We start from the raw sequence: 26,381 nt of genomic DNA, 5'->3' as shown, positions 1-26,381 counted from the left end.
GGGAAAGTGAATCAGATTTTATGAATCAGTTGCAGAGCAAAATAAATACGCGCGATGCCGCCTTTGGCGAAAACCGCGAGCAGATGCAGGCGCTGGTGGCAGACCTGCGCGAGAAAGTGGAAGCCATCGCCCAGGGCGGCGGCGAGCGCGCACGGGAAAAACACCTGGCGCGAGGAAAATTATTGCCACGGGACCGTATCGATGCGCTGCTCGATCCGGGTAGCCCCTTCCTGGAATTTTCCCAGTTGGCCGCTCATGAGGTTTACGGTGAAGATGTCCCAGCCGCGGGTATTATTACCGGCATCGGCACCGTCTCTGGCCAGCCTTGTGTCATCGTCGCCAACGATGCCACGGTAAAAGGCGGTACCTATTACCCGCTCACGGTAAAGAAACATCTGCGCGCGCAGACCATTGCCGAACAGAATAATCTGCCGTGTATTTACCTGGTGGATTCCGGTGGTGCCAATCTGCCGCGCCAGGACGATGTTTTCCCGGATCGAGAGCACTTCGGTCGCATCTTCTTTAACCAAGCCAATCTCTCTGCACAGAATATTCCGCAGATTGCGGTGGTGATGGGTAGCTGCACCGCCGGTGGAGCCTATGTGCCGGCCATGGCAGACGAATCCATTATGGTGAAAGAGCAGGCCACCATCTTCCTGGCGGGCCCGCCCCTGGTGAAAGCGGCCACCGGTGAAGAAGTTTCCGCGGAGGAACTCGGCGGTGCTGAGGTGCACTGCCGCACTTCCGGGGTTTCCGATCACTATGCCAATAATGATGTACACGCCCTGCAGTTAGCGCGCCGCTCTGTAGCTCGCCTGAATCGCATCAAAAATCCCGGCCTGGATATCCAAAAGCCTGTGGAGCCGATTTATCCACCGGAAGACATTTACGGTGTGGTGCCCAAAGATTCGCGCCAGCCGTTTGACGTGCGCGAGATTATCGCGCGAGTTGTGGACGGCTCCGAGTTCGATGAATTTAAAGCGTTGTACGGCACCACCCTGGTAACCGGTTTTGCCCGTATCCAGGGCTACCCGGTGGGTATCGTCGCCAACAACGGCATCCTGTTTGCGGAGAGTGCGCAGAAGGGCGCGCACTTTATTGAGTTGTGCGCGCAGCGCAAGATTCCATTGGTTTTCCTGCAAAATATCACTGGTTTCATGGTGGGCAAACAGTACGAGGCGGGCGGCATCGCCAAACACGGCGCCAAGATGGTGACCGCTGTAGCTACCGCCAAGGTGCCCAAAATTACCATCCTCATCGGCGGCTCTTTCGGAGCCGGTAACTACGGTATGTGTGGCCGCGCCTATGACCCCAACTTCCTGTTTATGTGGCCCAATGCGCGCATCTCGGTTATGGGAGGGGAACAAGCTGCTGGCGTGTTGGCCCAGGTGAAGCGCGATCAGATGGCGGCGCGAGGTGAATCCTGGAGCGAAGAGGAAGAGCAGCAGTTTAAGCAGCCGATTGTGGATAACTACGAGCATCAGGGGCACCCCTACTACGCTTCTGCACGTTTGTGGGATGACGGCGTTATCGATCCGGCGGATACCCGCCGCGTGCTAGGCCTGTGCCTGGCGGCGGCCAGCCACAAAGAGCCGGAAGAGACCAAGTTCGGCGTGTTCCGTATGTAAGGAACCGTGGTTGCGGTGCCGCGGGCTACCCCGGTGCCGCTAGAGAGAAACGCCCCAATCGAGGAATTACAATGAGCGATAAATTGCTGTGCGAAGTGGATAGCGAGGGCGTGGCCACAGTCACCCTGAATCGGCCGGAAATCCACAACGCTTTTGACGATGAACTGATTCACGAGCTGGCCACCACCTTTGACACTCTGGCGCAAAATCCCGCTGTTCGTGTGTTGGTACTGGCTTCCAATGGCAAGAGCTTTTCTGCCGGAGCTGACCTCAACTGGATGAAGCGCATGGCGACTTATTCAGAAGAGGAAAACCGCCGCGACGCGGCCGCGCTTGCTGCCATGCTGTACAAGCTCGACACTTTCCCAGCTCCCACTATTGCACGAGTACAGGGCGCTGCATTTGGCGGCGCCGTGGGTCTGGTGAGCTGCTGCGATATGGCCGTGGCCTCTGAGCGCGCCAGCTTTTGTTTGTCGGAAGTCAAAATCGGCTTGCTGCCCGCTACCATCAGCCCTTATGTCATCAATGCGATCGGCACTCGCCGCGCGCGCCGTTACTTTGTCACTGCGGAGCGCTTCTCCGCCGAGCGCGCAGAACAGATGGGCTTGGTATCCGAAGTCTGCGCCGAGGGCGAGCTGGATCTGCATGTGCAGAAATTAGTGAATGCCATTGCCGATAATGGCCCCAAAGCGGTCGCCATGGCCAAGCAACTGGCCATGTCCATGTCCAACCGGGTTATCAACGATGAATTGCAGGGCCAGACCAGCGCGCTGATCGCTGCCGTGCGTGTATCGCCGGAAGGACAGGAAGGGTTGAGTGCGTTTTTGGAAAAGCGCGCACCCAAGTGGATGAATGGTGGCGAAGGATAATTTTATGATTCGCAAACTGTTAATAGCTAATCGCGGCGAAATCGCCTGCCGTATTATCAAGACCGCCCGCCGCCTGGGGGTGGCCACCGTTGCCGTCTATTCCGATGCGGATGCCGATGCCCTGCATGTGCAGATGGCGGACGAAGCGGTACACCTGGGCCCGGCCCCGGCCAGGGATTCCTACCTGGATATCGACAAGGTATTGGGTGCTGCTAAGCAGACTGGTGCCGATGCCATCCATCCGGGTTACGGCTTCTTGTCGGAAAATGCGGTGTTTTGCCGCGCCTGCGATAGCGCCGGCATTATTTTTGTCGGCCCGCCCACCGGCGCGATTGAGGCGATGGGCTCCAAGTCCGCCGCCAAACGTATTATGGAAGAGGCCAATGTGCCCTTGGTGCCCGGTTACCACGGCACCAACCAAAATGAAGAGCTGCTGGAAGGTCACGCCAATCGCATCGGTTACCCGGTATTGCTGAAAGCTGCTGCCGGCGGTGGTGGTAAGGGCATGCGCCGTGTCGACAGTGCCGATGAATTCCACGAAGCGTTAGCTGCTGCCAAGCGAGAGGCCATGAATGCCTTTGGCGACGACATCATGCTGCTGGAGCGCTATGTGGTGAGTCCCCGCCATGTGGAAATCCAGGTGTTCTGCGATCAGCAGGGCAACGGTGTCTACCTGTTTGAACGGGATTGCTCGGTGCAGCGCCGCCACCAAAAAGTAGTGGAAGAGGCCCCCGCACCGGGCATGACTCCTGAGTTGCGCGCGCGCATGGGTGAAGCGGCCCTGCGCGCGGCCCACGCGATTGGTTACGTGGGTGCCGGCACGGTGGAATTCCTGCTGGATGCTAGCGGTGCCTTCTACTTTATGGAAATGAATACCCGCCTGCAGGTAGAGCACCCGGTGACGGAAATGATCACCGACCAGGACCTGGTGGCCTGGCAGTTGTCAGTTGCCGCTGGCGATACCCTGCCCATGAGCCAGGATGAGCTGCAGATCAACGGCCACGCCATGGAAGTGCGCATCTACGCCGAAGACCCGGACAATGATTTCCTGCCGGCAACAGGCGTGTTGGTGCGCCACCAGCCCCCGGCGGAAGGCGAGGGTGTGCGGGTGGATACCGGTGTGCAGACCGGCGATGAAATCAGCGTGCATTACGACCCGATGATCGCCAAATTGATCTGCCACGGCCGCACCCGCAAAGAAGCCCTGGCCAAATTGGATCGCGCACTGCGTGATTACCAGATTGCCGGTGTGCGCCACAATATCGAATTCCTGCGCCGAGTGATCAATCACCAGGCATTTGCCAGCGGTTGTATTTCGACGCACTTTATCGAGGACTACGAGGCGGAAGTACTGCATCAGGAGCAGACACTGACGCCGCTGAAATGTGCTGCTATTGCCGGTTATTTGCAGCGGCGTGAAGAGCGCGATCTGCGCAATAGCGCACCTCAGCGGGATCCTTTCTCTCCTTGGCACAATGGTGATAACTGGCGCAATGCTCTGGCTGGCAGTCGCACCCAGACGGTGGACTACCGTGGCCAGCACGCTCAAATTCGCTTTGTTGCGGAGGGCGATAGCCTGCGCTGGACTTGCGATGCCTTGCCTGAGGAACAAAACAGCGGTGAGGTTCGCCTGCTGCCAGGGCGCGACTTGATGCTGGTGGATGGCTGTCGCATGAGTTTCTCCGCGGTGGATACCCGCGATGGTGGCGCTGTATTTATCGATGGCACTCAGGTGGAATTCAAGCTGTTGCCACCGGATATCGGTGAGAGCAATGACCAAGCTCACGGCCTCGATGCCCCCATGAACGGCACCATAATTTCGTTGCTGGTTGAGGCCGGCTCTATGGTGGAAAAAGACCAGCCGCTACTGGTAATGGAAGCCATGAAAATGGAACACACCCTGCGGGCTCCAGCCGCTGGCACCGTGCAGCAGTTCTTCTGTGCTGAAGGTGAGCTGGTGGATGGCGGTAGCCTGCTGGTGGATTTTGCCGGGGAGGAGCAGTAATGACTTTGCCCAAGCAAGTCAAAATCGTCGAAGTGGGCCCCCGCGATGGGCTGCAAAATGAAAAGCAGCCTATCTCTGTGGAGACCCGTATCGCTCTGGTGGACAAGCTCAGTGCCAGTGGGCTGTCGGTTATTGAAGCCGGCAGTTTTGTCAGCCCCAAGTGGGTACCGCAAATGGCCGCCAGCGAGGAAGTGCTGGCGGGTATCCAGCGCAAAGCCGGTGTTATCTACAGCGCGCTCACGCCAAACTTAAAAGGTTATGAGCGCGCAGTGGAAGCCAAAGCAGATGAGGTCGCCGTATTTGGCGCGGCCTCAGAAGCCTTCACCCAGAAAAATATTAATTGCAGTATTGCTGAGAGTCTGGAGCGCTTCCGTCCACTGGTAGAAAAAGCCAAGCAAGACGGCATACCCGTGCGCGGATACGTATCCTGCGTACTTGGTTGCCCCTATGAAGGCGATATTGATCCGGCTAAAGTGGCAGAAGTTAGTGCCGCTCTACTGGAAATGGGTTGCTACGAAATTTCCCTGGGCGACACCATCGGTGTCGGCACCCCGGAAGCCGCCAAGCGTATGCTGGAGCAGGTGATGGCCCGTGTACCTGTGGAAAAACTTGCGGTACATTTCCATGATACCTACGGCCAGGCACTGGCCAATATCTACGCAGCCTTACAAATGGGGGTCGCAGTAGTGGATTCCGCCGTAGCCGGCCTGGGTGGCTGCCCCTATGCCCGCGGCGCTTCCGGTAATGTTGCCAGTGAGGATGTGCTTTATATGCTCAATGGCATGGGTATTGAAACCGGCGTGGATTTACAGTTGCTGGCAGAGGCAGGGAACTTTATTTCTGAACAGCTGGGGCGGGAGACTAACTCCCGTGTGGCTAAGGCTTTGGCGCCCTGCTGAGTGAGTAGTGGGTTCTCTCCAGAGAGTGTTTTTCTGGAGAGGACCTTTTAGAGAATTTTAGAATCATTTTTGTCGATGCTAAAATAAACAGGGTTGCCTGTTCTAAAACTTTCTGCCTCACCCCTTCTCTATTGCCTTTTACTGATACAAGATACTTACGCCTTTCTCAGTTAATTCCATAAATATAAACCTTTAAGGGGCTGCTCAGCTTTCCGCTTAGAGAAATAATATCCCCTCTTGTTTGTTGATTTTTATTGCCAGAAATTAACGATATGCAGAGTGGTAGATTTCAAAATAAAGAGTGATAGATTGAGAGACATGTATAGAGCTCTAAAATCTAACATTTCATTAGATTCCTATTTCCAGTATTCAATAATCCTAGAAATCTGATCGCCCTCAAATTCAAATACTGTTAAGTGGTTAGAGGTAACGTCTTGATAGGTTTGTTGCCGCTCAAGTGAGACTGCTTTGTAACCAGCGATGATTGATATAATTTTATATCTAGCGCCAGTCATTTGATATTCTCCATCCTTTAAATATTTTACAGAGTTGTTGTATAGGTGCTCTCTGGTATAGGTGCCGCCATAAACTTCATGGATATAGATAAAGTCGTCGGTGTAGTGAGAAAATAGTTTGTCGATATCTTCGACTGTCGATCCCTTCATCAGCATTTTGTTTTGTAGCTCATTGATAAGGACAGCTTTTTTCTTCAAGTTTTCCTTTGTTAATTCCGGTATTTCAGTGGCAATTGCCCCTGATGCCAGTGTAAAAAATAATAATATTATTAGTGTTTTCATCGTAATTACTTATTTTGTAAAGCTCAATTCCGAGTTGTTTTTGATTTTCTTGGGTGATTGTAAACATTGATGATGTTGTTTGCTTCTATTCTTATTCTTGCTGTCTTATTTATTGTTCGGTTTATCGATTAGTTTCTAGGTGTTTAATTTTCATATTAGATTAGAGCTTAAAAGTTAATGGATTACTGGTTGTTTATTGGTTTTGGCGCCAATACCTTAAACGGCCTCATCATATCGTAGTCCTCATGGGAGAGCAGATGGCAGTGCCATACATAGAGTCCCTCGCGGTCGAAGCGGGCTATTACCCGTGTTACTTGGCCGGGAAGGGCGATGACCGTATCTTTGGGGCCGCTTTCTTCTGCTTGTGGTGGAAGGGGTTTTCCCTGTAGAGATTCTATTTCCAATCGTGCACCCTGAAATATCTTATCGGTATGCATAAATTTCTGCGGCTTGGGGATAAGTTTGCCTTTAAAAGGCTGGCGATCCAGTATCTGGAATTCCACCAGATGAATATGGATTGGATGAGCCGATACTGTAGGGTTGTATATCTCCCAGATCTCAACAGCGTTGTGCTGGATTATTTCTGTAGTGGGGTCTTCAAAAAATAGGGAGCCCTCCTTTACTGGACCTAACATTAGCAGATTGCGGCCGTAGGGATCGTCCAACCGGTAGGTGGCAAGTTGTCGTGTGCGACTGGCATGGTTAAGCCTATTAAGAGGGGTGCGCAAGGGAGTATTTAGGGTGAGTTTTAAATCTCCAATGGTACTTTTGATCTTTGATTTCTGTTTATTAGAAGTGGCGTCTGTAGATTTCTGAGCAATATGGAATTGCAGGATCTGGCCTGTAGTATTTGGATTGGTAGCAGGTGTGATGCCGCCGCGTCCATCGCTTAATACGCGTTTACCATCCAGGTTATAGACAAGTGGAATCGAATTCTTTGGGTCATTGGCCTCTACAAAGCCTTTAAAAGGGACATCCGGTCCAAAGTTCCGCAATGTCAGTTCACGCTCTTCATAACCACTGAAATCTACTAAAACATCTGCTCGCTCTGCGGGTGCCAATATCAACTCGTTCAATTTTACAGGGTAATCGAGAAATCCGCCGTCACCGCCGACTTGTACAAAGGGTATATTTTCGTCGATCCTGAGTATCAGTGTGCGGGTATCGGATGCGTTGAGTAATCGCAATCGATAGACGTGTGGAGTGACACTGACTTTGGGCCAGGTCATACCGTTTACCAGAATAAAATTGCCAAAAAATTCGTCGAGATGGGACGGATTGGGCCAATTGGCCTTAACCATCTCATGGGAAACCGGTGATGGAGGCTGGTCCCTCCTGCCAGGAAAATACAGCTGCCCATCGGAGCTAAACAAGCTGTCTGTAATAGCGGCTACAAAAGTGCGCTCTTCTGCGGGGAGCAGCTTTTCCTGTATCAGACGGTCTTCATTGTCATCGCCTACCAGGTAAAAACCGAATAGACCTGCGTAAACATTAAGGCGCGTCATGCCCAGTGTGTGGTCGTGATACCAGATAGTGGCGGCATCCTGGGAGTTGTCGTATTCGTAAATCCTTTTCTCAAATAATGGTCCCGTCTCACGATAATTGCGGGTGTACCAAGCGAGGGGGTTGCCGTCACTTTTCCATTCTGTATGCCCGCCGTGAAGGTGGATAACCATAGGTACAGCTTTTGGATCTTTTACGTCGGCGAGGTGAATGGATCGATCCACAGGAAATAGATGCGGACCCGGTAGCTCATTCGCCCAGTGTACAAATACCGGTTGGCCTTCTCGGGCGCGAATAGTCGGGCCAGGAGAGTGGATGCGACCTGCATATTCAAAACCCCAGGCCTTAGTCATTATGCGTTTGCCATCCTTATCCCGTAGCCCCATCCAAACTTCAGTGGGGCGGGCGGGTAGTTTAATCGGGGCTGAGCCCTGAGGGCGGATTTCTACGGGTATTGGCAGTTCATTGACGAACTTATCCACAGTTGCTGGATCCAGCAGCCGCAGGGGAGTTGCTTTAGCCACATCTTCAGCAGCAGTCAGGGCAAGGGGAATTAACAGCAGCAGGGAAAAGATTACCCGAAACATTGGTTGTTTTTAGCAGTAAGTATTTAACAGTCAAGTATAGGTAAGCAGGTGGTTTCGGTGGAGTTAACTTGGACTTCAGGCAAAGGCGCGCAGGGCCCTTACCTGATGCGACCCTTCATTAGATAAAGCGATTGATCGCCGTTTTGGCATTGTCCTGATAGGTAGGATTGTCCAGGTCCGGGAAAAGCTTCCGCTGTTCACCAAGAGGTCCAGTCAATCCGCGTTCACTGCCGTAAAAAACACCTGTGCGGAAGGATGTTGTATCCAGCAGGGCATCGATATAGCGCTTGGCGCCTATCTCTACTTTGTGGACTTTGCCAAGTAGCAGCATAATCCGCATCATGCCCTTCATCATATATTGCTTGAATAACGACAGTGTATTGAAGCCCTCTGTGCCTACAGTAGCCCCCGGACTCATGGTTACGAAGCGGATATGGGGGAATTCTCGCGCCATGGAAGACATCCATAGGGCGCCCATATACTTTATCGGACCATAGGGTACCGTAGCGTCTTTGGTACTGGCATAGAGCTCTCCTTCACAGATCTGCATAAATTCCTCCACAGTGGCGCTTTTCAGCTCTGGTCGCTTCATCCCCATCTCTTTTACACCGCGAGCGGCCTCGGAGCCGGCGTAGATAGCAGCCTGCGTTAATTTATTGGCTTTCAGCAACTCGTTAGTCAGTAGTGCATGCCCGAGCAGGTTGACGGCGAAAATTTGTGTGACTCCCTCAGGGGTCTTGTTGTAAAACTCTTTCCCCCCGGTACCGCCAGCATTCATAACCAGAGCATCAACTGGGGAGTCCAGGTTCTTAACTGCCTCTCTCACTGATTGTTGATCCGCGACATCGATCAGCAATACTTCGAAGATATTCCTGCCTGTTTCCGACACCAGATCGGCTTGGGCTTCCTTGGCTTTGTGCAGATTGCGGCAGCCGAGATAGATCTTGTTAATCTGCTGGTATTCCGCCAGTTGCTTGGCGCATTTCCTGCCTAAGCCTGCATTCGCTCCGGTAATCAAAACACTCTTAATCATCTTTCTGTCTCTGTGGATATTGGGAACTGGTGCCCGGATATGGATATACCCGGCTGTTGGAGAGAAAGATAAGCGGTTAAGCGCCTCGTCTTTTGACATTTCTTGCTGTCTTAGTGGGATACCAAGACCGCAAGAAATATCAAAAATAGGGCCTTACTGGCCAATATGATTAGGTCATCACTCCAAATACGGCAAACTAAGGTGACACTATGAATCAGGCGAGTTCTATAGAAAGAAAAATTTTCCAATTGTTAGTGGTAGCGCTAGCGGTGATCTGTTTTGTACCCGGTGGTATCAGTGCATTTGGAGGGCTGAATGGCAGTGCTGCTCTGAGTGGTGGTGCTATGATTTTTGGCCCGGATAGCCCCTTGAGAGGATTTGGGGATAATCAATATCGATTTGCCTTTGGTGTTTTCTTTGCCCTGGGGTTGGTTCTACTGTATTTCCTGAGCAATATCGAAAAACATAAAGCATTGTTTTACTTCGTGGCTTTATCCCTCTTTATTGGCGGTCTGGGCCGCTTAAGCAATATTCTGGAATTTGGATTGGTGGATGATCAGGTCTTACCCCCTACGATTATTGAGCTTGCGATAGTTCCACTTCTGGTTTTTTGGCATAGGCGAGTAGCCTCTCAAGGTTAGTCATTAGAAGCTCTTAGTTAAGCAACTAAAAGTTATTTACGCTTAAGAGGTTATTGCTTTGTTACCAGTATTTTTACATATAGAGTCTTCACCAAACCTGAAAGAATCGCAGGCATTTGATCAGTATATAGGTCTGGCACCGCAATTAATGCAACAGTATGGAGGAGTGCCTATTGCCTCTTATGATGTGGAAGAGGCCCTGGATGGGGGTAGGTCACCAAAGGCATTTGTTGTGGTATCTTTTCCGGATCGGGAGGCGATCTATGCATTCTTCAGTGATCCAGCCTACCAGGCGATTATCCCTTTGAGGGACAAGGCATTTTCCCATTTACGCTTTTTTATCACTAGTGAACGAATTTAATTTAAAGACATGCTAAACCGGGAAGATATTGCTCAAAAATCTCACCGTCCCAATGTAAGCAAGTAGGAAAGGAGCCTCATATGCAGAGATTTTTTAAAAGTATCAACTTCGTAGAGCAGCATCTATACGACAAAATTTCTGTTCATGAAATTGCCGCTGCCTCTCATTACTCCACCTACCACTTCAGCCGTATTTTTAAGGCATTAGTGGGGGATTCACCGAAAGAATATTTGCGTAAGCGCCGGTTGACCGTCGCGGCAAAGAGGTTGTTGAATGAAGATATTGGTATTCTTGAGCTTGCCATGGAGTGCCAATTTGATTCCCAAGAAGCGTTTACTCGCGCGTTTAAAGCTTTATTTAATGTAACCCCGGCGCAGTATCGAAAGCAGCAGGACCCTTTCCGGTTGTTGTATAAAGATCAATTTAGCCCTCATATGCTGCACTTCTTGCAAAATGAGCTATCCATGGAGCCACAAATTATTTCGCGGCCTGCAATGCAGTTGGTGGGGGTAGCGCAGGAATACGACCATGAAAATCTCAGCTTGCCAAAGCTCTGGTCTGCATTTCAGCCCTACAGGGATAAAATCCCCAATCGAATCAGCGATGAATCTTTTGGTATCTATGAGTGTTATGAGGAAGCGGGTGATGAAATTCAGTTTAAGTATGTCTGCTGTGCGCCGGTTGCCGACCTGACTCAGGTACCCGAGGGTATGGTGGCGCGGGAACTACCGGAGCAGCTATATGCAAAATTTGTTCACCGCGGATCTATTACCACCCTGGAACAGACATTGAAGTATATTTGGGGAAGCTGGTTGCCAAAGTCCAATTACGACTATATTGAGAGGCCAGACTTTGAGCTGTACCCACCCAGATACCAGGTTACCAGCCCGACAGCGGAAATGTTTCTCCATATCCCGATCAAAGAAAGACCGTAATCGCTTGGCAATAGCGTAGTTTTTTCGCTACTCAATCTTTTCGGATGCCTGACCGGCGTTGTATCGGTAATGCCCGGTAATTTTAAAGGAAAACAGCATATCTTCCAGCACGGGTCCAGCCCCGATATTGTGTGCGACCAAGTACCGGTTGGTCTTTAGAGAGCGTTTCGCAGTCACAATACCGATATGTGGTAAATTACCGGGCAGCATCCAGGTAACGATGTCCCCTGGTAGATAATCCTCTGCCTTGTCACTTATTGAGAGCGATTGCCCTTTGCGAGTAAAAAAAGCCTGTAGATTGGGTACTCGCCGGTGATCAATATTTTTATCTGGCCTGGAAAGTCCCCATATGCGTTTAGACGGGTAGGCTTGAAAATGACCCGAGATATCCTCGTGAACTTCTTTTTGCAAATCGATCCCCAGCTTCCTATATGATCGAATCACTACGTCGGTACAAACACCGGTATCAGTCGGCACATCTCCATTTGGATAGGAGATAGACACATAAGCAGGATCATAGCGCACCTTATGATAGGTTCGCTCCAGAGCAGCTTCGGCCAAAGTCATATTTTGTGCATAGCTACTGGGTGAAATAATACCAATAAAGAAGATCAACCTTTTCACCTTATTATCTTATCCTTCTATATTTTGCTTGTTCTGTGGATTCACTTTGCTAAAAATAATATAGATAAAAATCTCTTCCATACTATCTATTGTGCATTGGTCAGAGGATGTGCATTCAATGATGTATAGATTGAGTTCTTTATTGCTCTAACTCGACCAGTTCGTTTAGTTGCTCCCAGATATACCAATAAGTTGGTACTTTACTTCCATCGGGAGCATGCCAAATACTTTCCTGTACTTGTCTCCCGCCCAGTTTTTGGTAGAAGGATTGCGCTTTAATATTATCCTGGTTGACTAAAAGGCACATGCCTCTTTGTGGAGCCTGCTGATAAGCCTTGCGCGCGCCCTCTATAAAGAGCGCTTTGCCAACTCCCATTGAGTGGTAGCCTTTGCGTACATGCAAGTTGTCCAGGTGTGTACCCCAGTCAGGGTGATTATCCATGTATAGACAGATAAAGCCGGCGATATTGCCCTCTACTTCAGCTAAAAACACCTGCTGATTGGATTTAGGGTGCTCAAAGCGATCTTTCCAGAGTCGCATCCTTTCCATTGGAACCTTATCTTCAAGGTACTGTTTGCTAAGCACGCTACGATAATTCTCCTGCCAGCTGACACTATGTATGTTAGCGATGGTGGGTACATCATGCTTTGAGGCTTTACGTATTTTCATAGTGTTTATCTACTTCCTGATCAATAAGGATAGTAATGGCGATTAATTGATGAAATTTTTCAGTTAGTTTGGAACGGTTTTCTCAAGGGTTTTTAAGTAATAAATTCCACGTTTGTATCAAATTCTTTCTGCAGATGTGCACGAAAAGAGGTGAATTTGCTGGAGGGAAAGATAAACTCTGGAATTTCTCCCGGAGATATCTGATTGTAAGGGAGAGAAAAGTAGCCGCGATCCTTAACCGAGTCGATAGCAACTTTCCTTATCTCTGATCTCTTGATTGAGTGATCACCAATGAAGATAAACTCTCCATCAAACCTTACATGGGAAACTGGATCTTCTATTATTGGTTGCTGAAACTTTTTACGATTTGTGGCTAGATAGATCAGAGCTGTGGTGATAAGAATTGTTTTCCAGAAAGGTTCTGATTCAGGAAGGTATAAAGTGACCACGTAGGTTAAAAGTAGGATGCTCCAGAAAACCAACGTCTTTAAATAAGGTTGCCTAGTACTCATTCCCTGTGCTCTATATTTTTCTTTATCTTCTCATTTCTTGGCTATGCTGCCAAAAGAGCTTATCTCAAGCTAACGCTGTATTTATCCCAGTACCATTTAAAGAACGGTAATTCAATTAGTAAAAAGCTGATTAGAGAAAAGCCAAACCAGTTAGCAGTAAATAGCAGCATATTAAAATTGTATCCGGACTCCCAAAAGAGAGCGCCGGCGATCAGTAGTGCGATACCAGTTGCCAGGAGGTCATTAATTATGACCTTGTTAAGGTCAGCGCCTGCATGCCTTGGGTAGATATAGAGATAGGCGGCGCAGATGATTATAGCGTTAACGGTTAGTAACGTTACCTCGGGTTTCAAAATTAGATCTCTCTGATTGGTACAACTTTGAATACCATTATACGGCAGGACTGCGCCAAAGTACTCTAGATATTGGGGTTATAGAGGGTTAGTTAGCTATTGGAATCTGTGGGAGTTATTGCACTTATAAAAGGGGAGAATATTTTTAGCTTTTAATTTTTTATAGCGAACACTCGTGCCGTATTATCATTAACTCACAGGCTCAGGGGTTATTTTATATCAAGCCTGGCAATTCGTTATGTCTGGTTGTTTAACGTGGCCCCTGCTAAAGGGAATCGCCCATTGGGGCTATGGAATAGGCAAGGAGGTTCAGCCCTGTTACTGCTGTCGCACTAATAACTCCATAATCTGCTACCATCAGCGCAAATTCTGCTGTTAGATCGACTCTTATGAAACTCTTGCGTTGGCTTCTGTTAATCCTACTGGCTCTACTGGTAATTTCAGCCCTGGCGGCGCCAGGTTTCATTGGTCCTAAGGTGGAGGAGGTCTGGAAGCAGCAGCTGAGCAGGATGCAGGGGGGAAGCACTACCGGCTATCAACGCGGTTGGTTTGGAGCTGAAACCAATACTGAGGTGGCGCTACAGAATGGCACTACTGAGCTGCACACTGAAATTCATCATGGCCCATTGCTGTTAACTTCTGGTGGGCCCCGTCTGGGGGTTATCTATAGCGAGACCCGCCTAGATCTAGAGCAATTAAACCCGCAGCTACGCGCTCAGCTTGAGGGAATCTATGGCCGCTTGCAGAACAGCCCCCTGGTTTTGGAAACCCTGGTTTTAGCGGATAACCGGGTACTCAATACCCTGCGCCTGGAACCCTTTAAAAGTTCAGGTGATTTTGGCCAGCTGGAATTTACAGGTGGTGAGATTGCAGTGTCGACAGATTACAGCGGCGCGGTGTTGGATGGGGTAATCGATCTGGGTAGCCTGACCCAGATGCGCGATGGCGTGGAAGTATTATTTACCGAACCGCTTAAAGGAGAGTTTCAGTTAGAGCCCCGCCGTGGCGGTAAGGCACAGCTATATCTGTCACTGTTGCGCGCCGAGCGTGATTCGGGGCCGGCGGAACTGCGGGATATTAGCCTGGAACTGGATATAGAAATGCTCGCTGCGCAGACTCTCAAAGTGGTGAGTGATCTGCAGCTACCGAGTGTGCAGTCTGCCACTCCTATTACTTCTGTGCGCCAACAGATGACCCTGCCTAAGATCAAGGCTGCCGATCTGGGCCACTATTTACGTGTACTACTGCCGGTGGCGGAGCGCAATTGGGCGAGTGATATGCGTCCACCCCTGCGCCTGCAACAACAGCTGGTAGTGGAATCTCGCAATGGTCCGGTTCTGGTGGATGCGGATATTGACTGGAAAGGAATGAAGCGCCCTCCGCGCCATCGCAACGGCAGCGCTTTAAATCAATGGCTGAATCCTCTGGTGGGCAGCATGACCCTGAGCGCGGCTGAATCGGCGTTGCTGCAGTCGCCGCTGGTAGGCCAGGCAATGATGTTGCGACAATACGGTTTGCTGATTGAGCAAAATGATGAACTGCAGATGCACCTGGAGGTGAATCGCGGGCGCCTGGAAGTGAATGGCCAGCAGTTGCCACCAGATTTGTTCCTAATGGCACTGACCGGGCAATTTTAAAATCTGATTGGCTTAACGGTTAGATTGGAGAAAGGAGTGATGTGATCGTTCCTTTCTCTTTCCGGTAAATCCATTTTTTAACAAGTCGGTATCTTGGGGACTCATTGCGTCCTAATTTATATCGACCGGACAATGCAAAAATCCTCTTGCTGTTAGATTAAAGGGGCACTGAGCCAGCTAATATCATAGTGAGGTGGCAGTACATCGTCCGGCAGGTTTTTTCTTTCCTGTGGGGGCAACTTTAGAAACTCTCCTTGTATTCCTAGAGCTTCACACCCCATCTCCCAGTTAGCGCACCAGATACCAGTAGCCACTGCGGCATAGTATCTAGAAGATGTTGTCGCATAAAAATCAAGGCGCACTTGAGAGTCTTTCTTGTGGGCAATACAGCGTGTGGTTTGACCGTTATAGGAAGACGGTGCCCACCGGCAACTTTCAAAACATCGATTAAACGCCTCCCAGGGCGATTTATCTATTTTTAATGCTTCTTTCATGGCGTTATCTACGAAAAACAGGTCGGACAGCGGCAGACGCTTATGAAATTGAGTGTTAAAAAAACGGATAAATAATGGTGCGTACCAGCTTTCGTAACCCACAGCGCAGAGACAAATAATAGAATCCTTTTTCTTATCAAAGCGCTCGCGGAGGTGGGTTTTGACACTGCGGTGATCTGCTCCGGGACCAATCCAGCAAGTCCCTAAACCCATTCGCGTAGCGTCTAAAACAATCTTTTGCAGGGTTCTGCCGATATCAAGAATGGCCGTTCGATTGTATTCCGCTGGGGCTATTGCAACGAGGAAATATCTGGCATTGACCACCGGCCAAACAGTGATGGGTGCTTTGACCCACTCCAGGCGTATCGGTGCATTGCCGAGACGTGGTTGCTGTAGGTGAATTGCAATACGAGCTTTTAGTGCTTGCTCATGGATGGGGATTAAGGGACGGGTTTGATAGGCACGGCACGATCTACGGTCACGAATCAGCGCGAAAATATCTTCTCGGCTGCGGGCTTTGGGTAGCGGTTCCGGCAAACGGATACAAAAACGGCAAGTCACAATATCAAAAAGAATAATGGCCGTTAATATCAAGGGTAGCCAGATCAACACATTGGCCAGTCCAATTAAACCTACTAGATATATGAGTCCCACCAACAGGAAGAGGCCCAGAGTGATTGGGACAGGCATTAGGTACTGCAGCCAACCAGTAAATTGAAGTTGCAACTTTATACCCAAAAGACGAATAAACAGGCGGCGAAGCCAAAGGGGATGCACTTTGTCGACCATGGCCCGCTCGTTGGGTCCAAAGCTGTCGTAAATGACTTTTGATTTGCGGGTTCTAGCCGTGGTTTCAGGGTCGCTCATCGGCATCTCCTGTAATGCAAATGACCACTTGCATTATGCGCCAGTTTATATCGTAAAGGAGATTCTATGCGGTGCACCATTGATGAAGCCAAGCTGTTTAAAGTAGTTATCAGCGAATGGATGGCTCATGGTTATGGGTGCTGTACAACTAGGGACATGGCCAGTATCGCAGGCGTTAATAAGGCGATGCTGTTCCGGCGGTTTTGGCGGTAAAACTGGTTTATTCACACGGGCGATAGATCATCACCTGGCTGATACTCCGCTGGAGTTGCTCTGTATTTTGGGAGATCTGAATAACGATCTACGGGCTTTAGCAAAAGAGCATATGGACACTTATCGATTGTATGGGGGCGTGATGTTTCGTGCTGTGCAGGAGTTGCCCCGGTATCCAGTAGTGTCTCGATTTGATTGGACATGTATCAGGCTTTTTATAGGGGGCGAGGGTATAGGCGAGCAGAGTAGGGGACTCTGCCCGCCAACGGTTATCCGGTATTGCGCATGCCTGCGGCGATACCGGCGATCGTTACCATTAGGGCACTCTCCAACACGGCGTCATTCTCCCGCTCGCGCAGACGCGCCATTAATTCGGCCTGAAGCAAATGTAGTGGATCGGTATAGGGATCGCGCACGCGGATGGACCAACGCATCACTGGGTTATTGTCCAACAGGCTTTCGCGACCGGTGAGTTGCTGCAAAGCACTCACTGTATGGGCCAGGCGTTCGCGCAGGCTTTCCCCCAGCTCTATCAGCTCCTTGTTGTCTGTGAGGCGTTCCTCATACCAGGAGGCGACACGGGTATCGGATTTCGCCAAAACCATCTCCAGCATATCCACCACGCCCTGGAAGAAGGGCCACTCACGACTCATTTCTCCCAGGGTGTCGGCTTCGTCTGCCTGTTTTAGGGCTTGTTCGAGTGCAGTGCCGGTGCCGAGCCAGGCGGGTAGCATCAGGCGCATCTGGGTCCAGGCGAACACCCAGGGAATGGCGCGTAGTGTTTCTACGCCGCCACCGGGCTTGCGCTTCGCTGGTCGACTACCGAGAGCCAGACGGCGGAGTTCCGTCTCCGGGGTGACGGTGCGCAGGTAGGCCACCAGAGCCGGGTCGTCACGCACCACTTCGCGGTAACTCTGCACCGAGACTTCCGTGAGGCGTTCCATCTGATTGCGCCACTCGGGACGAGGCTGGGCCGGTGGCATCAGGGTAGCCTCCAGTGTGGCGGCCACATACTGCTCCAGATTGTAGGCGGCAACGGAGGGGCGGCCGTATTTGAAGCGGATCATCTCTCCCTGCTCGGTAACACGGATACGCCCAGCCACCGAGCCTGGTGGCTGCGACAACAGTGCCATGCGCGTTGGAGAGCCGCCGCGGGAAATAGAGCCGCCACGGCCGTGGAACAGGGTTAGGGGAATGCCGTGATTGCGGAAAATTTGGGTGAGCGCCTCCTGAGTACTGAACTGTGCCCAGGCCGCCCCGAGGAAGCCGGCATCCTTGGCCGAGTCTGAGTAGCCGATCATTACTTCCTGGCCCTCCAGCACGCGCTGTTTGTACTGGGGAATATTGAGCAGGGTACTCATGGTGTCGGCAGCATTATTGAGGTCGTCCAAGGTTTCAAACAATGGCACCACGCGCATAGGTTGGGTTACCCCGGCAATTTTCTGCAGCAACATGACCGCCAACACATCGGAGGGCTTTTTCGCCATGGAAATCACATAGGCACCAAACCCCTCGTGGCCCTGCTCAGCAACCACCTTGCAGGTTTCTAATACCTCTCGCACATCCCCATCGCAGAAATCCGTATGGTAGAAATCCTCATCGATTAATGGCCGGCGGTTATCCAGCTCCGCCAGGAGGAAGTCCAGTTTGCTCTGCTCATCCCAGCTGGCGTAATTCCCCAGCCCCAGATAGCGTGTGATAGCGTCGATGGCATCCATATGGCGGGTGGATTCCTGACGAATGTCCAGGCGCAACAGGGTGATACCGAAGCAATTGAGCCGGCGCAGGGTGTCTTTGAGCTGGCCATCGGCGATAGCCGAGAGCCCCACCGCGCGCAGAGAGCGGTCGATCAGGTTCAGCTCAGTGAGCAGTTGTTGACCGCTGTGAAATACTGCACCCGCTGGTTTCTGCTGCTCGTTAATGCGGGCCTCCAGTTGCGCGCGAGTATTGCGCAAGCGGTAGCGCACCCGGCGGAGTATGAGCCGGTAGGGCTCATGGCTTGGGCCTGTTTGTGCCAGTAATTCCTCGCTGGCCTTGTGCATGGATAGATCGGCCAGGAGGTTTTCCACATCGCGCAAGAAAAGGTCGGCGGCCATCCAGCGCGCCAGCAGTAAGACCTTGCGGGTTACCGCTGCGGTGACATTGGGGTTGCCGTCGCGGTCGCCACCCATCCAAGAGGCGAAGCGTATGGGTACCCAGTTATCCGGCAGTGGCGGTAATCCCGCTAGGGTTAGTTCCTCCTCGATGGCGCGCATAGTCTGGGGTACTGCCTGCCATAGGGACTGTTCAATGGTGGCGAAGCCCCACTTGGCTTCGTCTACCGGCGTGGGCCTCTCACGGCGAATTTCATCGGTGCTCCAGGCAGAGAGAATTTGCTCGTGTAGATGACGTCGCAGCTCGCGGCTCTCTTCCTGAGTAAGGTCTGGTCGGTCCAGTGCGGCGAGGAGATCGGCGACGTGGTCGTACTTGCGGATCAGGGTGCGACGTGTGACCTCGGTGGGATGGGCGGTGAGGACCAGCTCCACGGAGAGATCCCTGAGTGCGGTGTGTATATCGTCGGTTGAGCGATTGGTATTCTTTAGTTCCGCCAATACCTGGCGCAGGCCGCGGTCTGTATCAGGGTCGCCAGAAAAACGCTGGTGCTGCCGGTGCAGGCGTTCGCGATGGCGCTGCTCGGCAATATTGGCGAGATTCAAAAACTGGCTAAAGGCGCGCGCCACTTCCAACAATGTATCGTCGTCGAGAGGGTCCAGCAGCTGGTGTAAGCGATCCACCTGCATCTCTCCGCTACTGCGGCTCTCCACTGCGGCCTGGCGGATGGTTTCCACAGTATTAAATAGCGAATCACCGGCTTGCTCGCGCAAAACCGAACCGAGCTCCTCGCCGAGTAGGCGGACGTCCTCCCGCAACGGGGTGTTTTGATCCTGACTCACAAGCCTTTATCTCCCTAACGATATCCGGTGAAAGTACCGGGCTTTATCTTCGCATAATTTTTTCGTAAGGAGGCTGTGCTGCCAAAATAAAAGATTTTTTCAGTAATAAATTTACTTAAATAATGATAAATAAAGGAAAAGTCTTACGATAAAAGTTGGTTTTTAGGAAATTTATAATCCAGCAGGTATAAATATCATGCCAGGTATTTTATCGGCTATTAGAGAGAGCTCTCGACCAGATTTTTTTAGGCGGGAGGTCATCAGGAGGGGAATTAAATTGGAAAAAGCGAAGAGTAAATTGGTTAGGAAGGCGTAAAATTTATGGGATTTTTAAATATCCCCTATTTGCGCAGGGCAGAAGCGCCCGCGCGAGATTTTCACGCGGGCTGGGTTTTTAGTAATAGTCATAGGCGGGGCGGCGATCGACTAGGCGCAGCCAGCCGCGAATAACCCGGTAGATAACCCAGATCCAGTTTACGGCGAGAATCACATAGCCGAGACCGAAAACCCAAAAGGTCAAAGAACCAACCACAGTCCACAGCAGCCAGAACCAGAAAGTGCGGATCTGCCAGCGGAAATGGGACTCCGCCAGGGTGCCGCGTACATCGCTGCGCTTGAAATAGTTAATCAGTACGCCAACAAAAAACGGAACCGCGGTAAATAGGCTGATGGCCTGGATCAGGTAGACCATGATGGCCAGATCTCGACCACTCTGTTCGCGGGCCTCTTGGGAGCGTGTGGGGTACTGCTCTGACATAACTTTATTCTCTTGTGGACTCTGAAAAATATAGTGTGGTCCCCAATGCGCAATTCAACTTGACTGCGTTGGAATGGTATTTTTACACGACAGTCGGTGAAGAGCCCAGGGTGTCGTAACGTCCCATGTTATTTTAGTGCCCACTCGGTGTGCACATTGCGCTCGCGCCATGCCTTCAGCTGTCGCACCGATTCCCGCATCAGTTGCAGTAATTCTGTACGCTGCTGACGGCAGTGTTCGCGTTCGCTGTCGATGGAGAGGTTGGCGGCGAGACTGCGCAGACGACTGGCTACGCTATCGAGCCCCACCTCTGCCGCTGCCCGGGCGACATCCTGCGCCTGTTTTTCTGCATCCAACCAGTGGCGGCCGGTTAGGGCGCTGGTGAGCGCAGTGATTCGTTTGGGTAGGGTGGCGCTGCGGTCACTGAGTAACTCGGCGAAGGTCAGGTGATCGAGAGTGCCCTGCTGGCGTAAAAGAGCACTGGTGTTGAGCAGCTGGGTGGGGCGGTTTTTTTGTTGTGGTGACGTCCCCTGCGTGCGCCGTGAAGCCCATTGCATCAGTTGCATTAGCTGGCGATCGGCAATTGGGTGGGTAAGTACGCCGGTAAAACCTCGGGCCTGATAGCGCTCTTTATCGCCGGTTTTGGCAGATTGCAGCAGGGCGAAAATGGGTAAATCATTGCCCCGTTCGCGGCGAATTTCTCGTACTGCCTCTACGCCATCCATCAGCGGTAGATGGGTGTCGGTCAGGATTAAGTCAAAGTTTTTTTGGAGGGCTGCGCTGCTGCCGTCGATACCGTTACACTCCCTTTGTACATGGTGGCCCATGGCTTCCAGCGGCGCTTGCAGGGATTCGTGTTTATTATTTTCCACCAACAGGATGGCGAGGCCGCTGCCGGTATTGCCGAGCACTTCCTTGGGAAGTTTCAGCTCTACGGTTTCCACCTTACCGATCTGACGTAAATCGTCCAGAGATTTGAGAGCGGCGTTTAACTGTCGCTTGCCGATTTCAACCAGCGCTTTGATATTGTTGTCCTCGCTGCGTCCAATCAGGTTGAGGGTGCCCATCAATGTATCCAGGGGGTGGTGCAACTGGTGGCGTACTATTGTGAGCAGATCGGATTTTTCCTGGCGCAGTAATTCGAGGCTTTCACGAGTTTCTTCGAGTTGCTTCTCTAGGGCGAGAAATTCACTGTTGCGGCTATGCACCTGCTGAAACAAATTACTGTTTTCAGCGCTGATATTATCGACACGCTCTGCACTCTCTTTACGCAATTTGCGCAGACTCAGTTGTCTATTGAGTGTAAAAGCACAAATTAGCACAGTTAAAATCAGCGCCGCGATCAACCAGTAAATAGGAATTTGTTGCTGCAGAGCATTTAATTCAATGGCTTGTGCGGTGGTGGAGATAAATACTGAGCCGCACAGTAGTGCTCCGGCTAGCAGAGCGTGAAAAAAAACACGACGAGAGGGCAATCCCCCAGAAGAAATGGCTTTTATCATCCTTATAACCACTTATGTTAGGGCGGACTAAATCCTGCAGTCCGCAGTGTGATTTTCGCGGTAGGTTTTGATCGATACTCCCGAAAAGATCAGAGCGTTTGATACTGCAATATGGCACGGCGTACAAGAGATATTTTTATAGGACTGGCAGGCTAACGGGTGGATAATCCGGTCAGAGGCATGAACGCTATCGCCATTAGCCAAGAGTTATTGCGCCAAAAACAGAGGATGGTTTTTTTGGAGGGGCTTGATGCTGAAGAATTGCACGCTATTACATAGGCTTATATAGCGGGAGGTTTTGCACTGGATTGGCGTATTTTACCGAGATCGGTGGCACAGTGTTCCTCGATAAAATACGCAAAAAATTAAAAATATCAGGGTTGATTCAAGCGGCCTGAGGTAGGCGTTCCTGCAATAACTGCAACATGCGCTCAGAAGGCAGAAACAGGCGAATTCCATCACAATGGGCGAGCAATTCCTGATAAAAATAATCGAAATGTGTGCAGCCCAGAATCAGTATCTGTACGCCGCTTTTCACCAGAGCCGCGACCAGATCATCCAAAGCGTGCTGACGCACGATCATCTCGGCGGCGAGGCCATCCTCAATATCTTCGACGATCTGCAGATTGCCGATACCGATCACCTTGGCGGTTGTGTTGCGCTCGAGAATTTCACGTTCAATATTGGCGCAACTTTGGCAGTTGGCGGCGAGCAGGCCAAAGTTGCGGTAGCGCTGGGTGAGTTCGGCGTATACCTCAAGGGGAGAAACCACCTCAATTGGCGAGGTGGCTTTGACCGCTTCCATATCCACCGCACCGGAAAGGGAATTGCAGTAGATCATGGCGGCTTCGGCGCCGGCCTGATGCAGCTGTTCAATCGCTTCGATCAGCTGCTGGGTGAGAGCGCCGCGCTCTAGGGCTTGCAGTTGCGTCTGTGCCTGGGGCGATGTTGACAGAGACATACCGACGCCACGCAGCTGACGCGCGGCGAGGAAATCCAGGCCAAAGCGGGTGTCTGTGGGGGTGCCGGCGACCACGCCAATGGTCATAGAACTTTTTTCAATGGCGTTATCGGTCAACACAGTCATGCTCCTCTCTCGTAATGCTCAATCGAGTATTGGTGCCCCTTAGATGGCGCGTCTGCCCAGCAGGGGAACCAGCGTATTAATCCACACTCGGCGCACCCAGTCGAGATAAATTCCATAAGGCCGCCCCAAGGCGCCTGCGATCAGCATAAAAGTGATACTGGCTGTGGCAATTTCGTTCCAGCTGGCACCGCCTAGGCGCATATTGGCCATATATAGGGGAAACTGGAAGCTGAGGAAGACAAAGGTGTCTACCAGGTAAGCATTTACAAAACCGCCGCCACTAAAGCGGTTCACAATCCAGCTGCGGTACATGCTGAAAGGGCGAGCGATCAATGTATTGAACACCAGAGCCATCAGACGCACTTTCAGGTGCTCACTCCAGCTCATACCTGCCAACACCAGCTCGATGGGGATCGCCACGGCCCAGGAAAAACTGTTCATGGCGAAGATATCGAGCAGGAAATCCCAGCGTCGCGAGTTGGGTGCGGCTGGTTCGGCGTCGGGGCCGGATGGTGTTAATGCGGGCGCGGACATGGAGCAGACAACCTCTTGAACCTCGAGCCGCCATATCAAGATGGCGGCAGGCCGGCGATTATATCTCCAAATTGCGTAAATGCTAGCCTTGCATCTCGACTGGCGAGGTCTGCCGAGATAAACGTCCTACTAATTATTAGAAAATTAATCTAATTATCTTATTGGCCTGACGCGCCTCCTGGTCACGATGGCGCCGCAGAGGTTAATATGCAACTCTTTGCATAAGACAAATCGGAGCCGCCATGTCCCTGCGCTATGCCGTACTCACCCTGCTGGATATAGAGCCCGGCAGTGGCTACGACCTAAAGCGCCGCTTCGAGCGCAGTGTTTCCCATTTCTGGAGCGCCAGCCACCAGCAGATGTATCGGGAGCTGCACAAGTTGCACGACGAAGGATTGCTGGATTGCGAGGAGCAACCGCAGGAGGGCAAACCGGACAAAAAGGTCTACAGCCTCACCGACAAGGGGCGTGCGGAGCTGCGCGATTGGGTCATTCAGCCAGCGGCACCACAGAAGATTCGCGAACCCTTTTTAGTGCGTATGTTTGCCGGCCACCATTTAAGCCAAAAGGAGTTGCGTTTGGCTCTCAATGATCAGCTGCACAGGCACCGAGGGCTGTTGGAGAATTATCGGGAACAAAATGAGCGGGTGCTTAAGAGTGACCCCGCCCTGCAGGAGCGCTATTGGCTGGCCCACCAGACGCTGCTGTTAGGCATAGAGGCGGAGAAGACCTGGATCAACTGGGCGGAAAATATGCTGCAGCAACTGGAACAAAAATGTGAAGAGAGCAGTTAAAAAAACCGGGCGATGCCCGGTTTTTTGTGCCTATGGTGCGGAAATGAGTCGAGTGCTAGCTTATAAAGCGACTTTTTCCACTACCAGGCTGCCGATAGAGTAGCCTGCGCCAAAGGAACAGATAATTCCGCGCTCACCGACTTGCAGGTCATCGCTGTGCAGATTGAAGGCGATGACAGAACCGGCGCTAGCGGTATTCGCGTAGCGGTCCAGCACTACCGGGGCGCGTTCTGCGCTGGCTTCATCCCCCATCAGTTTCTTGGCGATCAGATTATTCATGTTGATGTTGGCCTGGTGTAGCCAGTAGCGGCTCACTTCGCGGGGGTCGGTGCCGCTCTCCCCTAGGTGCTCCTCAATATGGGCGGCGGCCATGGGGCAGACTTCCTTGAAAACCTTGCGGCCGTTCTGGCGGAACAACTTTCCGGGGCCGAAAGGGTCCACATCGGCAGCGCGTGCAGCATAGCCGAAGTTGGAGCGGATATTGTTGGAGTAGACGGTCTTGGCCTTGGTACCGAGGATTTCCCAGGCAGTGTCTACGCTGCAGGTCTCGCGGCGCTCGATCACACTGGCGACCGCCACATCTCCGAAGATGAAATGACTGTCGCGATCGGTAAAGTCCACTTGCGGTGAGGCCAATTCAGAATTGATCACCAGTACGGTGCGTGCGGCGCCGGAACAGATGGCATCTACCGCGCGCTGTAGAGAAAATGTTGCCGAGGAGCAGGCGACTTCCATATCGAAAGCGAATCCATCGATGCCGAGGGCGCCCTGAATTTCGATGGCAATGGCGGGATAGGCGCGTTGCATATAGGAAGCGCCAACAATCACCATATCGACATCGGAGGCCTGTTTATTGGCTTTCTCAAGCGCCAGTTTGGCGGCTTTTAGCCCCATCTCCGCCTGAACACACAGGTCGTCGTCGTTGCGCTCGGGAATAAAGGGGCGCATGCGCGCGGGATCGAGAATTCCTTCACGGGTCACCACATAGCGGCTCTTGATACCGGAGGCCTTTTCGATAAATTCCGCAGAGGACTGTGGCTTGGGCTGCAGTTCGCCGGATTCAATTGCTTGAGCGTGCTCCAGGTTGTACTGCTTGGCGTAGCTATTGTAGGCGTCTACCAGCTCTTCGTTGCTGATCGCTTCCGGTGGGGTCCACAGGCCGGTGCCGCTGATGACAATGCCCCGTGGCAACTTGTGTTCACTCATCGCTGAATCCCTGGCTCGCAGCAAAACACCTGCGAGCAATTAGTCACTGATTAAAACCTTAGCCTTTAGCGGTGCCGGCTTGTTTGGGATTTATCTGCCAGAACGGCAAGGCAAGTTATTGTGACGTCTCTGTGACTGCCGGTCTATCTGCGGTCGCGCCGAAGAGTCATGGCGTTCTGGCCAAAACGAACGCACTGACCTTGTGTGCACCAGCTTTCAGGAGTATCTGTGCCGCCGCCTCCAGGGTGGCTCCGGTAGTCAGGACATCGTCCACCAGCCCGATATGCATTCCTTCAACGGATTCACGCAGGGCAAAACTTTGCAGTAGGTTGCGTAGGCGTTGTTGCCGGCGCAGCTGCGACTGGGTGCGGGTGGCGCCAGTTTTGCGCAACAGCCGCGCTTGCACCGGCAAATGCCATTGCTTTCCCAACTCGCTCGCGATCAGTTGCGCTTGGTTGTAGCCGCGTTGCCAGTAGCGCTGCCAGTGGAGAGGAATGGGGGCGAGTAGGTCGGGGGGCTCGTTGTGTGGGGCTATTGAGGTGGCGGCAAGTTGCGCCAGGCTATGGCCGGCGGCCAGGTCGCGTTGGTACTTGAAGCGCTGGATTAGCTGGTTCACCGGAAAGGCATACTGCCAGGCGGCCTGAACCCTCTGGCAGTGCGGCGGCTGGCGCAAACAACTGGGGCACAGGCGTGCGCTGGAGGCCAACGGCAGCGCACAGCTTTCACAAGCCTGGCCCAGATAGGGCAGGTCTCGGATACAGCTGGCACAGATACCAAAGTCACCGGCTCTATCACCGCACAGCAAGCACTGCGTCAGGTAGCGGGAGAGTCGAGCTGAAATCAGGCTGTAAACCATAAGAGAGCTTCTGAGTTGACAGCAGGTGGGGCCTGGCTAAACTGGCCAGTCTGTTTGGTCGAGTTTGCCACTGCTGTCTTCTGC

Annotated in this window: 24 protein-coding genes; 10 read left to right on the top strand and 14 right to left on the bottom strand. The window is 51.8% G+C overall.

Annotated elements, in window-relative coordinates; translation table 11 throughout:
• The first annotated feature begins 20 nt into the window (after positions 1 to 20).
• From ACJJIT_RS17915 to ACJJIT_RS17900, 4 genes are all read left to right on the top strand, one after another.
• Complete coding sequence (locus ACJJIT_RS17915; RefSeq protein ID WP_444899226.1) at positions 21 to 1,628, top strand: carboxyl transferase domain-containing protein; 1,608 nt, start codon at positions 21 to 23, stop codon at positions 1,626 to 1,628.
• A gap of 71 nt (positions 1,629 to 1,699) precedes the next feature.
• Positions 1,700 to 2,497, top strand: coding sequence for an enoyl-CoA hydratase/isomerase family protein (locus ACJJIT_RS17910; protein ID WP_444899225.1), 798 nt, complete (start codon positions 1,700 to 1,702; stop codon positions 2,495 to 2,497).
• Positions 2,498 to 2,501: 4 nt separating this feature from the next.
• Positions 2,502 to 4,502, top strand: coding sequence for an acetyl-CoA carboxylase biotin carboxylase subunit (locus ACJJIT_RS17905; protein ID WP_444899224.1), 2,001 nt, complete (start codon positions 2,502 to 2,504; stop codon positions 4,500 to 4,502).
• Positions 4,502 to 5,401, top strand: coding sequence for a hydroxymethylglutaryl-CoA lyase (locus ACJJIT_RS17900; RefSeq protein WP_444899223.1), 900 nt, complete (start codon positions 4,502 to 4,504; stop codon positions 5,399 to 5,401). Before ACJJIT_RS17905 ends, ACJJIT_RS17900 begins: the two co-directional genes overlap by 1 nt.
• Before the next feature lie 356 nt (positions 5,402 to 5,757).
• Here ACJJIT_RS17900 and ACJJIT_RS17895 read toward each other — a convergent pair whose 3' ends face one another.
• From ACJJIT_RS17895 to ACJJIT_RS17885, 3 genes are all read right to left on the bottom strand, one after another.
• Positions 5,758 to 6,198 carry a hypothetical protein gene (locus ACJJIT_RS17895; RefSeq protein WP_444899222.1) on the bottom strand — a complete coding sequence of 147 codons (441 nt, stop codon included), beginning with the start codon at positions 6,196 to 6,198 and terminating at the stop codon, positions 5,758 to 5,760.
• A gap of 182 nt (positions 6,199 to 6,380) precedes the next feature.
• The gene (locus tag ACJJIT_RS17890) at positions 6,381 to 8,288 is read right to left on the bottom strand and encodes a multicopper oxidase family protein (RefSeq protein WP_444899221.1); all 1,908 of its coding nucleotides are present in this window, start codon (positions 8,286 to 8,288) and stop codon (positions 6,381 to 6,383) included.
• 118 nt (positions 8,289 to 8,406) lie between these two features.
• Complete coding sequence (locus ACJJIT_RS17885; RefSeq protein WP_444899220.1) at positions 8,407 to 9,321, bottom strand: SDR family NAD(P)-dependent oxidoreductase; 915 nt, start codon at positions 9,319 to 9,321, stop codon at positions 8,407 to 8,409.
• A gap of 209 nt (positions 9,322 to 9,530) precedes the next feature.
• On the opposite strand from ACJJIT_RS17885, the gene ACJJIT_RS17880 reads away from it, so the two are divergent.
• From ACJJIT_RS17880 to ACJJIT_RS17870, 3 genes are all read left to right on the top strand, one after another.
• Positions 9,531 to 9,962 carry a DUF4345 domain-containing protein gene (locus tag ACJJIT_RS17880; RefSeq protein ID WP_444899219.1) on the top strand — a complete coding sequence of 144 codons (432 nt, stop codon included), beginning with the start codon at positions 9,531 to 9,533 and terminating at the stop codon, positions 9,960 to 9,962.
• Between the two features lie 58 nt (positions 9,963 to 10,020).
• On the top strand, positions 10,021 to 10,323 hold the full coding sequence (locus tag ACJJIT_RS17875) for a DUF1330 domain-containing protein (protein ID WP_444899218.1): 303 nt from the start codon (positions 10,021 to 10,023) through the stop codon (positions 10,321 to 10,323).
• Positions 10,324 to 10,403: 80 nt separating this feature from the next.
• Positions 10,404 to 11,258 (top strand): AraC family transcriptional regulator, encoded by an 855-nt coding sequence (locus tag ACJJIT_RS17870; RefSeq protein WP_444899217.1) that lies wholly within the window; start codon positions 10,404 to 10,406, stop codon positions 11,256 to 11,258.
• A 27-nt stretch (positions 11,259 to 11,285) separates the two neighbouring features.
• Here the strand turns inward: ACJJIT_RS17870 and ACJJIT_RS17865 are convergent, their stop codons facing one another.
• The 3 genes from ACJJIT_RS17865 to ACJJIT_RS17855 form a co-directional block, all read right to left on the bottom strand.
• Positions 11,286 to 11,882, bottom strand: coding sequence for a DUF1287 domain-containing protein (locus tag ACJJIT_RS17865; RefSeq protein ID WP_444899216.1), 597 nt, complete (start codon positions 11,880 to 11,882; stop codon positions 11,286 to 11,288).
• A gap of 139 nt (positions 11,883 to 12,021) precedes the next feature.
• Positions 12,022 to 12,552 (bottom strand): GNAT family N-acetyltransferase, encoded by a 531-nt coding sequence (locus ACJJIT_RS17860; RefSeq protein WP_444899215.1) that lies wholly within the window; start codon positions 12,550 to 12,552, stop codon positions 12,022 to 12,024.
• A 92-nt stretch (positions 12,553 to 12,644) separates the two neighbouring features.
• Complete coding sequence (locus ACJJIT_RS17855) at positions 12,645 to 13,064, bottom strand: hypothetical protein (RefSeq protein WP_444899214.1); 420 nt, start codon at positions 13,062 to 13,064, stop codon at positions 12,645 to 12,647.
• 742 nt (positions 13,065 to 13,806) lie between these two features.
• On the opposite strand from ACJJIT_RS17855, the gene ACJJIT_RS17850 reads away from it, so the two are divergent.
• Complete coding sequence (locus tag ACJJIT_RS17850; RefSeq protein ID WP_444899213.1) at positions 13,807 to 15,054, top strand: DUF945 family protein; 1,248 nt, start codon at positions 13,807 to 13,809, stop codon at positions 15,052 to 15,054.
• Between the two features lie 152 nt (positions 15,055 to 15,206).
• On the opposite strand, the gene ACJJIT_RS17845 is transcribed toward ACJJIT_RS17850, so the two are convergent.
• Positions 15,207 to 16,415: a nitroreductase family protein gene (locus tag ACJJIT_RS17845; RefSeq protein WP_444899212.1), complete on the bottom strand. Its 1,209-nt coding sequence runs from the start codon at positions 16,413 to 16,415 to the stop codon at positions 15,207 to 15,209.
• Positions 16,416 to 16,481: 66 nt separating this feature from the next.
• Here ACJJIT_RS17845 and ACJJIT_RS17840 point away from each other — a divergent pair, with 66 nt between their 5' ends.
• On the top strand, positions 16,482 to 16,628 hold the full coding sequence (locus ACJJIT_RS17840) for a hypothetical protein (protein ID WP_444899211.1): 147 nt from the start codon (positions 16,482 to 16,484) through the stop codon (positions 16,626 to 16,628).
• 269 nt (positions 16,629 to 16,897) lie between these two features.
• Here ACJJIT_RS17840 and ppc read toward each other — a convergent pair whose 3' ends face one another.
• From ppc to alaE, 5 genes are all read right to left on the bottom strand, one after another.
• The gene (gene ppc / locus ACJJIT_RS17835; RefSeq protein WP_444899210.1) at positions 16,898 to 19,561 is read right to left on the bottom strand and encodes a phosphoenolpyruvate carboxylase; all 2,664 of its coding nucleotides are present in this window, start codon (positions 19,559 to 19,561) and stop codon (positions 16,898 to 16,900) included.
• A gap of 394 nt (positions 19,562 to 19,955) precedes the next feature.
• The gene (locus ACJJIT_RS17830) at positions 19,956 to 20,318 is read right to left on the bottom strand and encodes a DUF4870 family protein (RefSeq protein ID WP_252084301.1); all 363 of its coding nucleotides are present in this window, start codon (positions 20,316 to 20,318) and stop codon (positions 19,956 to 19,958) included.
• A 128-nt stretch (positions 20,319 to 20,446) separates the two neighbouring features.
• The gene (locus tag ACJJIT_RS17825; RefSeq protein WP_444899209.1) at positions 20,447 to 21,820 is read right to left on the bottom strand and encodes a response regulator; all 1,374 of its coding nucleotides are present in this window, start codon (positions 21,818 to 21,820) and stop codon (positions 20,447 to 20,449) included.
• A gap of 385 nt (positions 21,821 to 22,205) precedes the next feature.
• The gene (locus tag ACJJIT_RS17820; protein WP_444883594.1) at positions 22,206 to 22,907 is read right to left on the bottom strand and encodes an aspartate/glutamate racemase family protein; all 702 of its coding nucleotides are present in this window, start codon (positions 22,905 to 22,907) and stop codon (positions 22,206 to 22,208) included.
• Positions 22,908 to 22,946: 39 nt separating this feature from the next.
• Positions 22,947 to 23,441 carry an L-alanine exporter AlaE gene (gene alaE, locus ACJJIT_RS17815; protein WP_444899208.1) on the bottom strand — a complete coding sequence of 165 codons (495 nt, stop codon included), beginning with the start codon at positions 23,439 to 23,441 and terminating at the stop codon, positions 22,947 to 22,949.
• A 242-nt stretch (positions 23,442 to 23,683) separates the two neighbouring features.
• Between alaE and ACJJIT_RS17810 the strand changes: the two genes are divergently transcribed.
• Positions 23,684 to 24,235: a PadR family transcriptional regulator gene (locus ACJJIT_RS17810; RefSeq protein WP_444899207.1), complete on the top strand. Its 552-nt coding sequence runs from the start codon at positions 23,684 to 23,686 to the stop codon at positions 24,233 to 24,235.
• A 60-nt stretch (positions 24,236 to 24,295) separates the two neighbouring features.
• Here the strand turns inward: ACJJIT_RS17810 and ACJJIT_RS17805 are convergent, their stop codons facing one another.
• Positions 24,296 to 25,441, bottom strand: coding sequence for a beta-ketoacyl-ACP synthase III (locus ACJJIT_RS17805; protein ID WP_444891486.1), 1,146 nt, complete (start codon positions 25,439 to 25,441; stop codon positions 24,296 to 24,298).
• 166 nt (positions 25,442 to 25,607) lie between these two features.
• Positions 25,608 to 26,297: a ComF family protein gene (locus ACJJIT_RS17800; protein ID WP_444883596.1), complete on the bottom strand. Its 690-nt coding sequence runs from the start codon at positions 26,295 to 26,297 to the stop codon at positions 25,608 to 25,610.
• Positions 26,298 to 26,381 lie beyond the last annotated feature (84 nt).

The sequence above is a fragment of the Microbulbifer mixtoriginis (SeqCode) genome (assembly GCF_052467515.1).
This window is presented reverse-complemented; position numbering and strand designations above follow the sequence as displayed.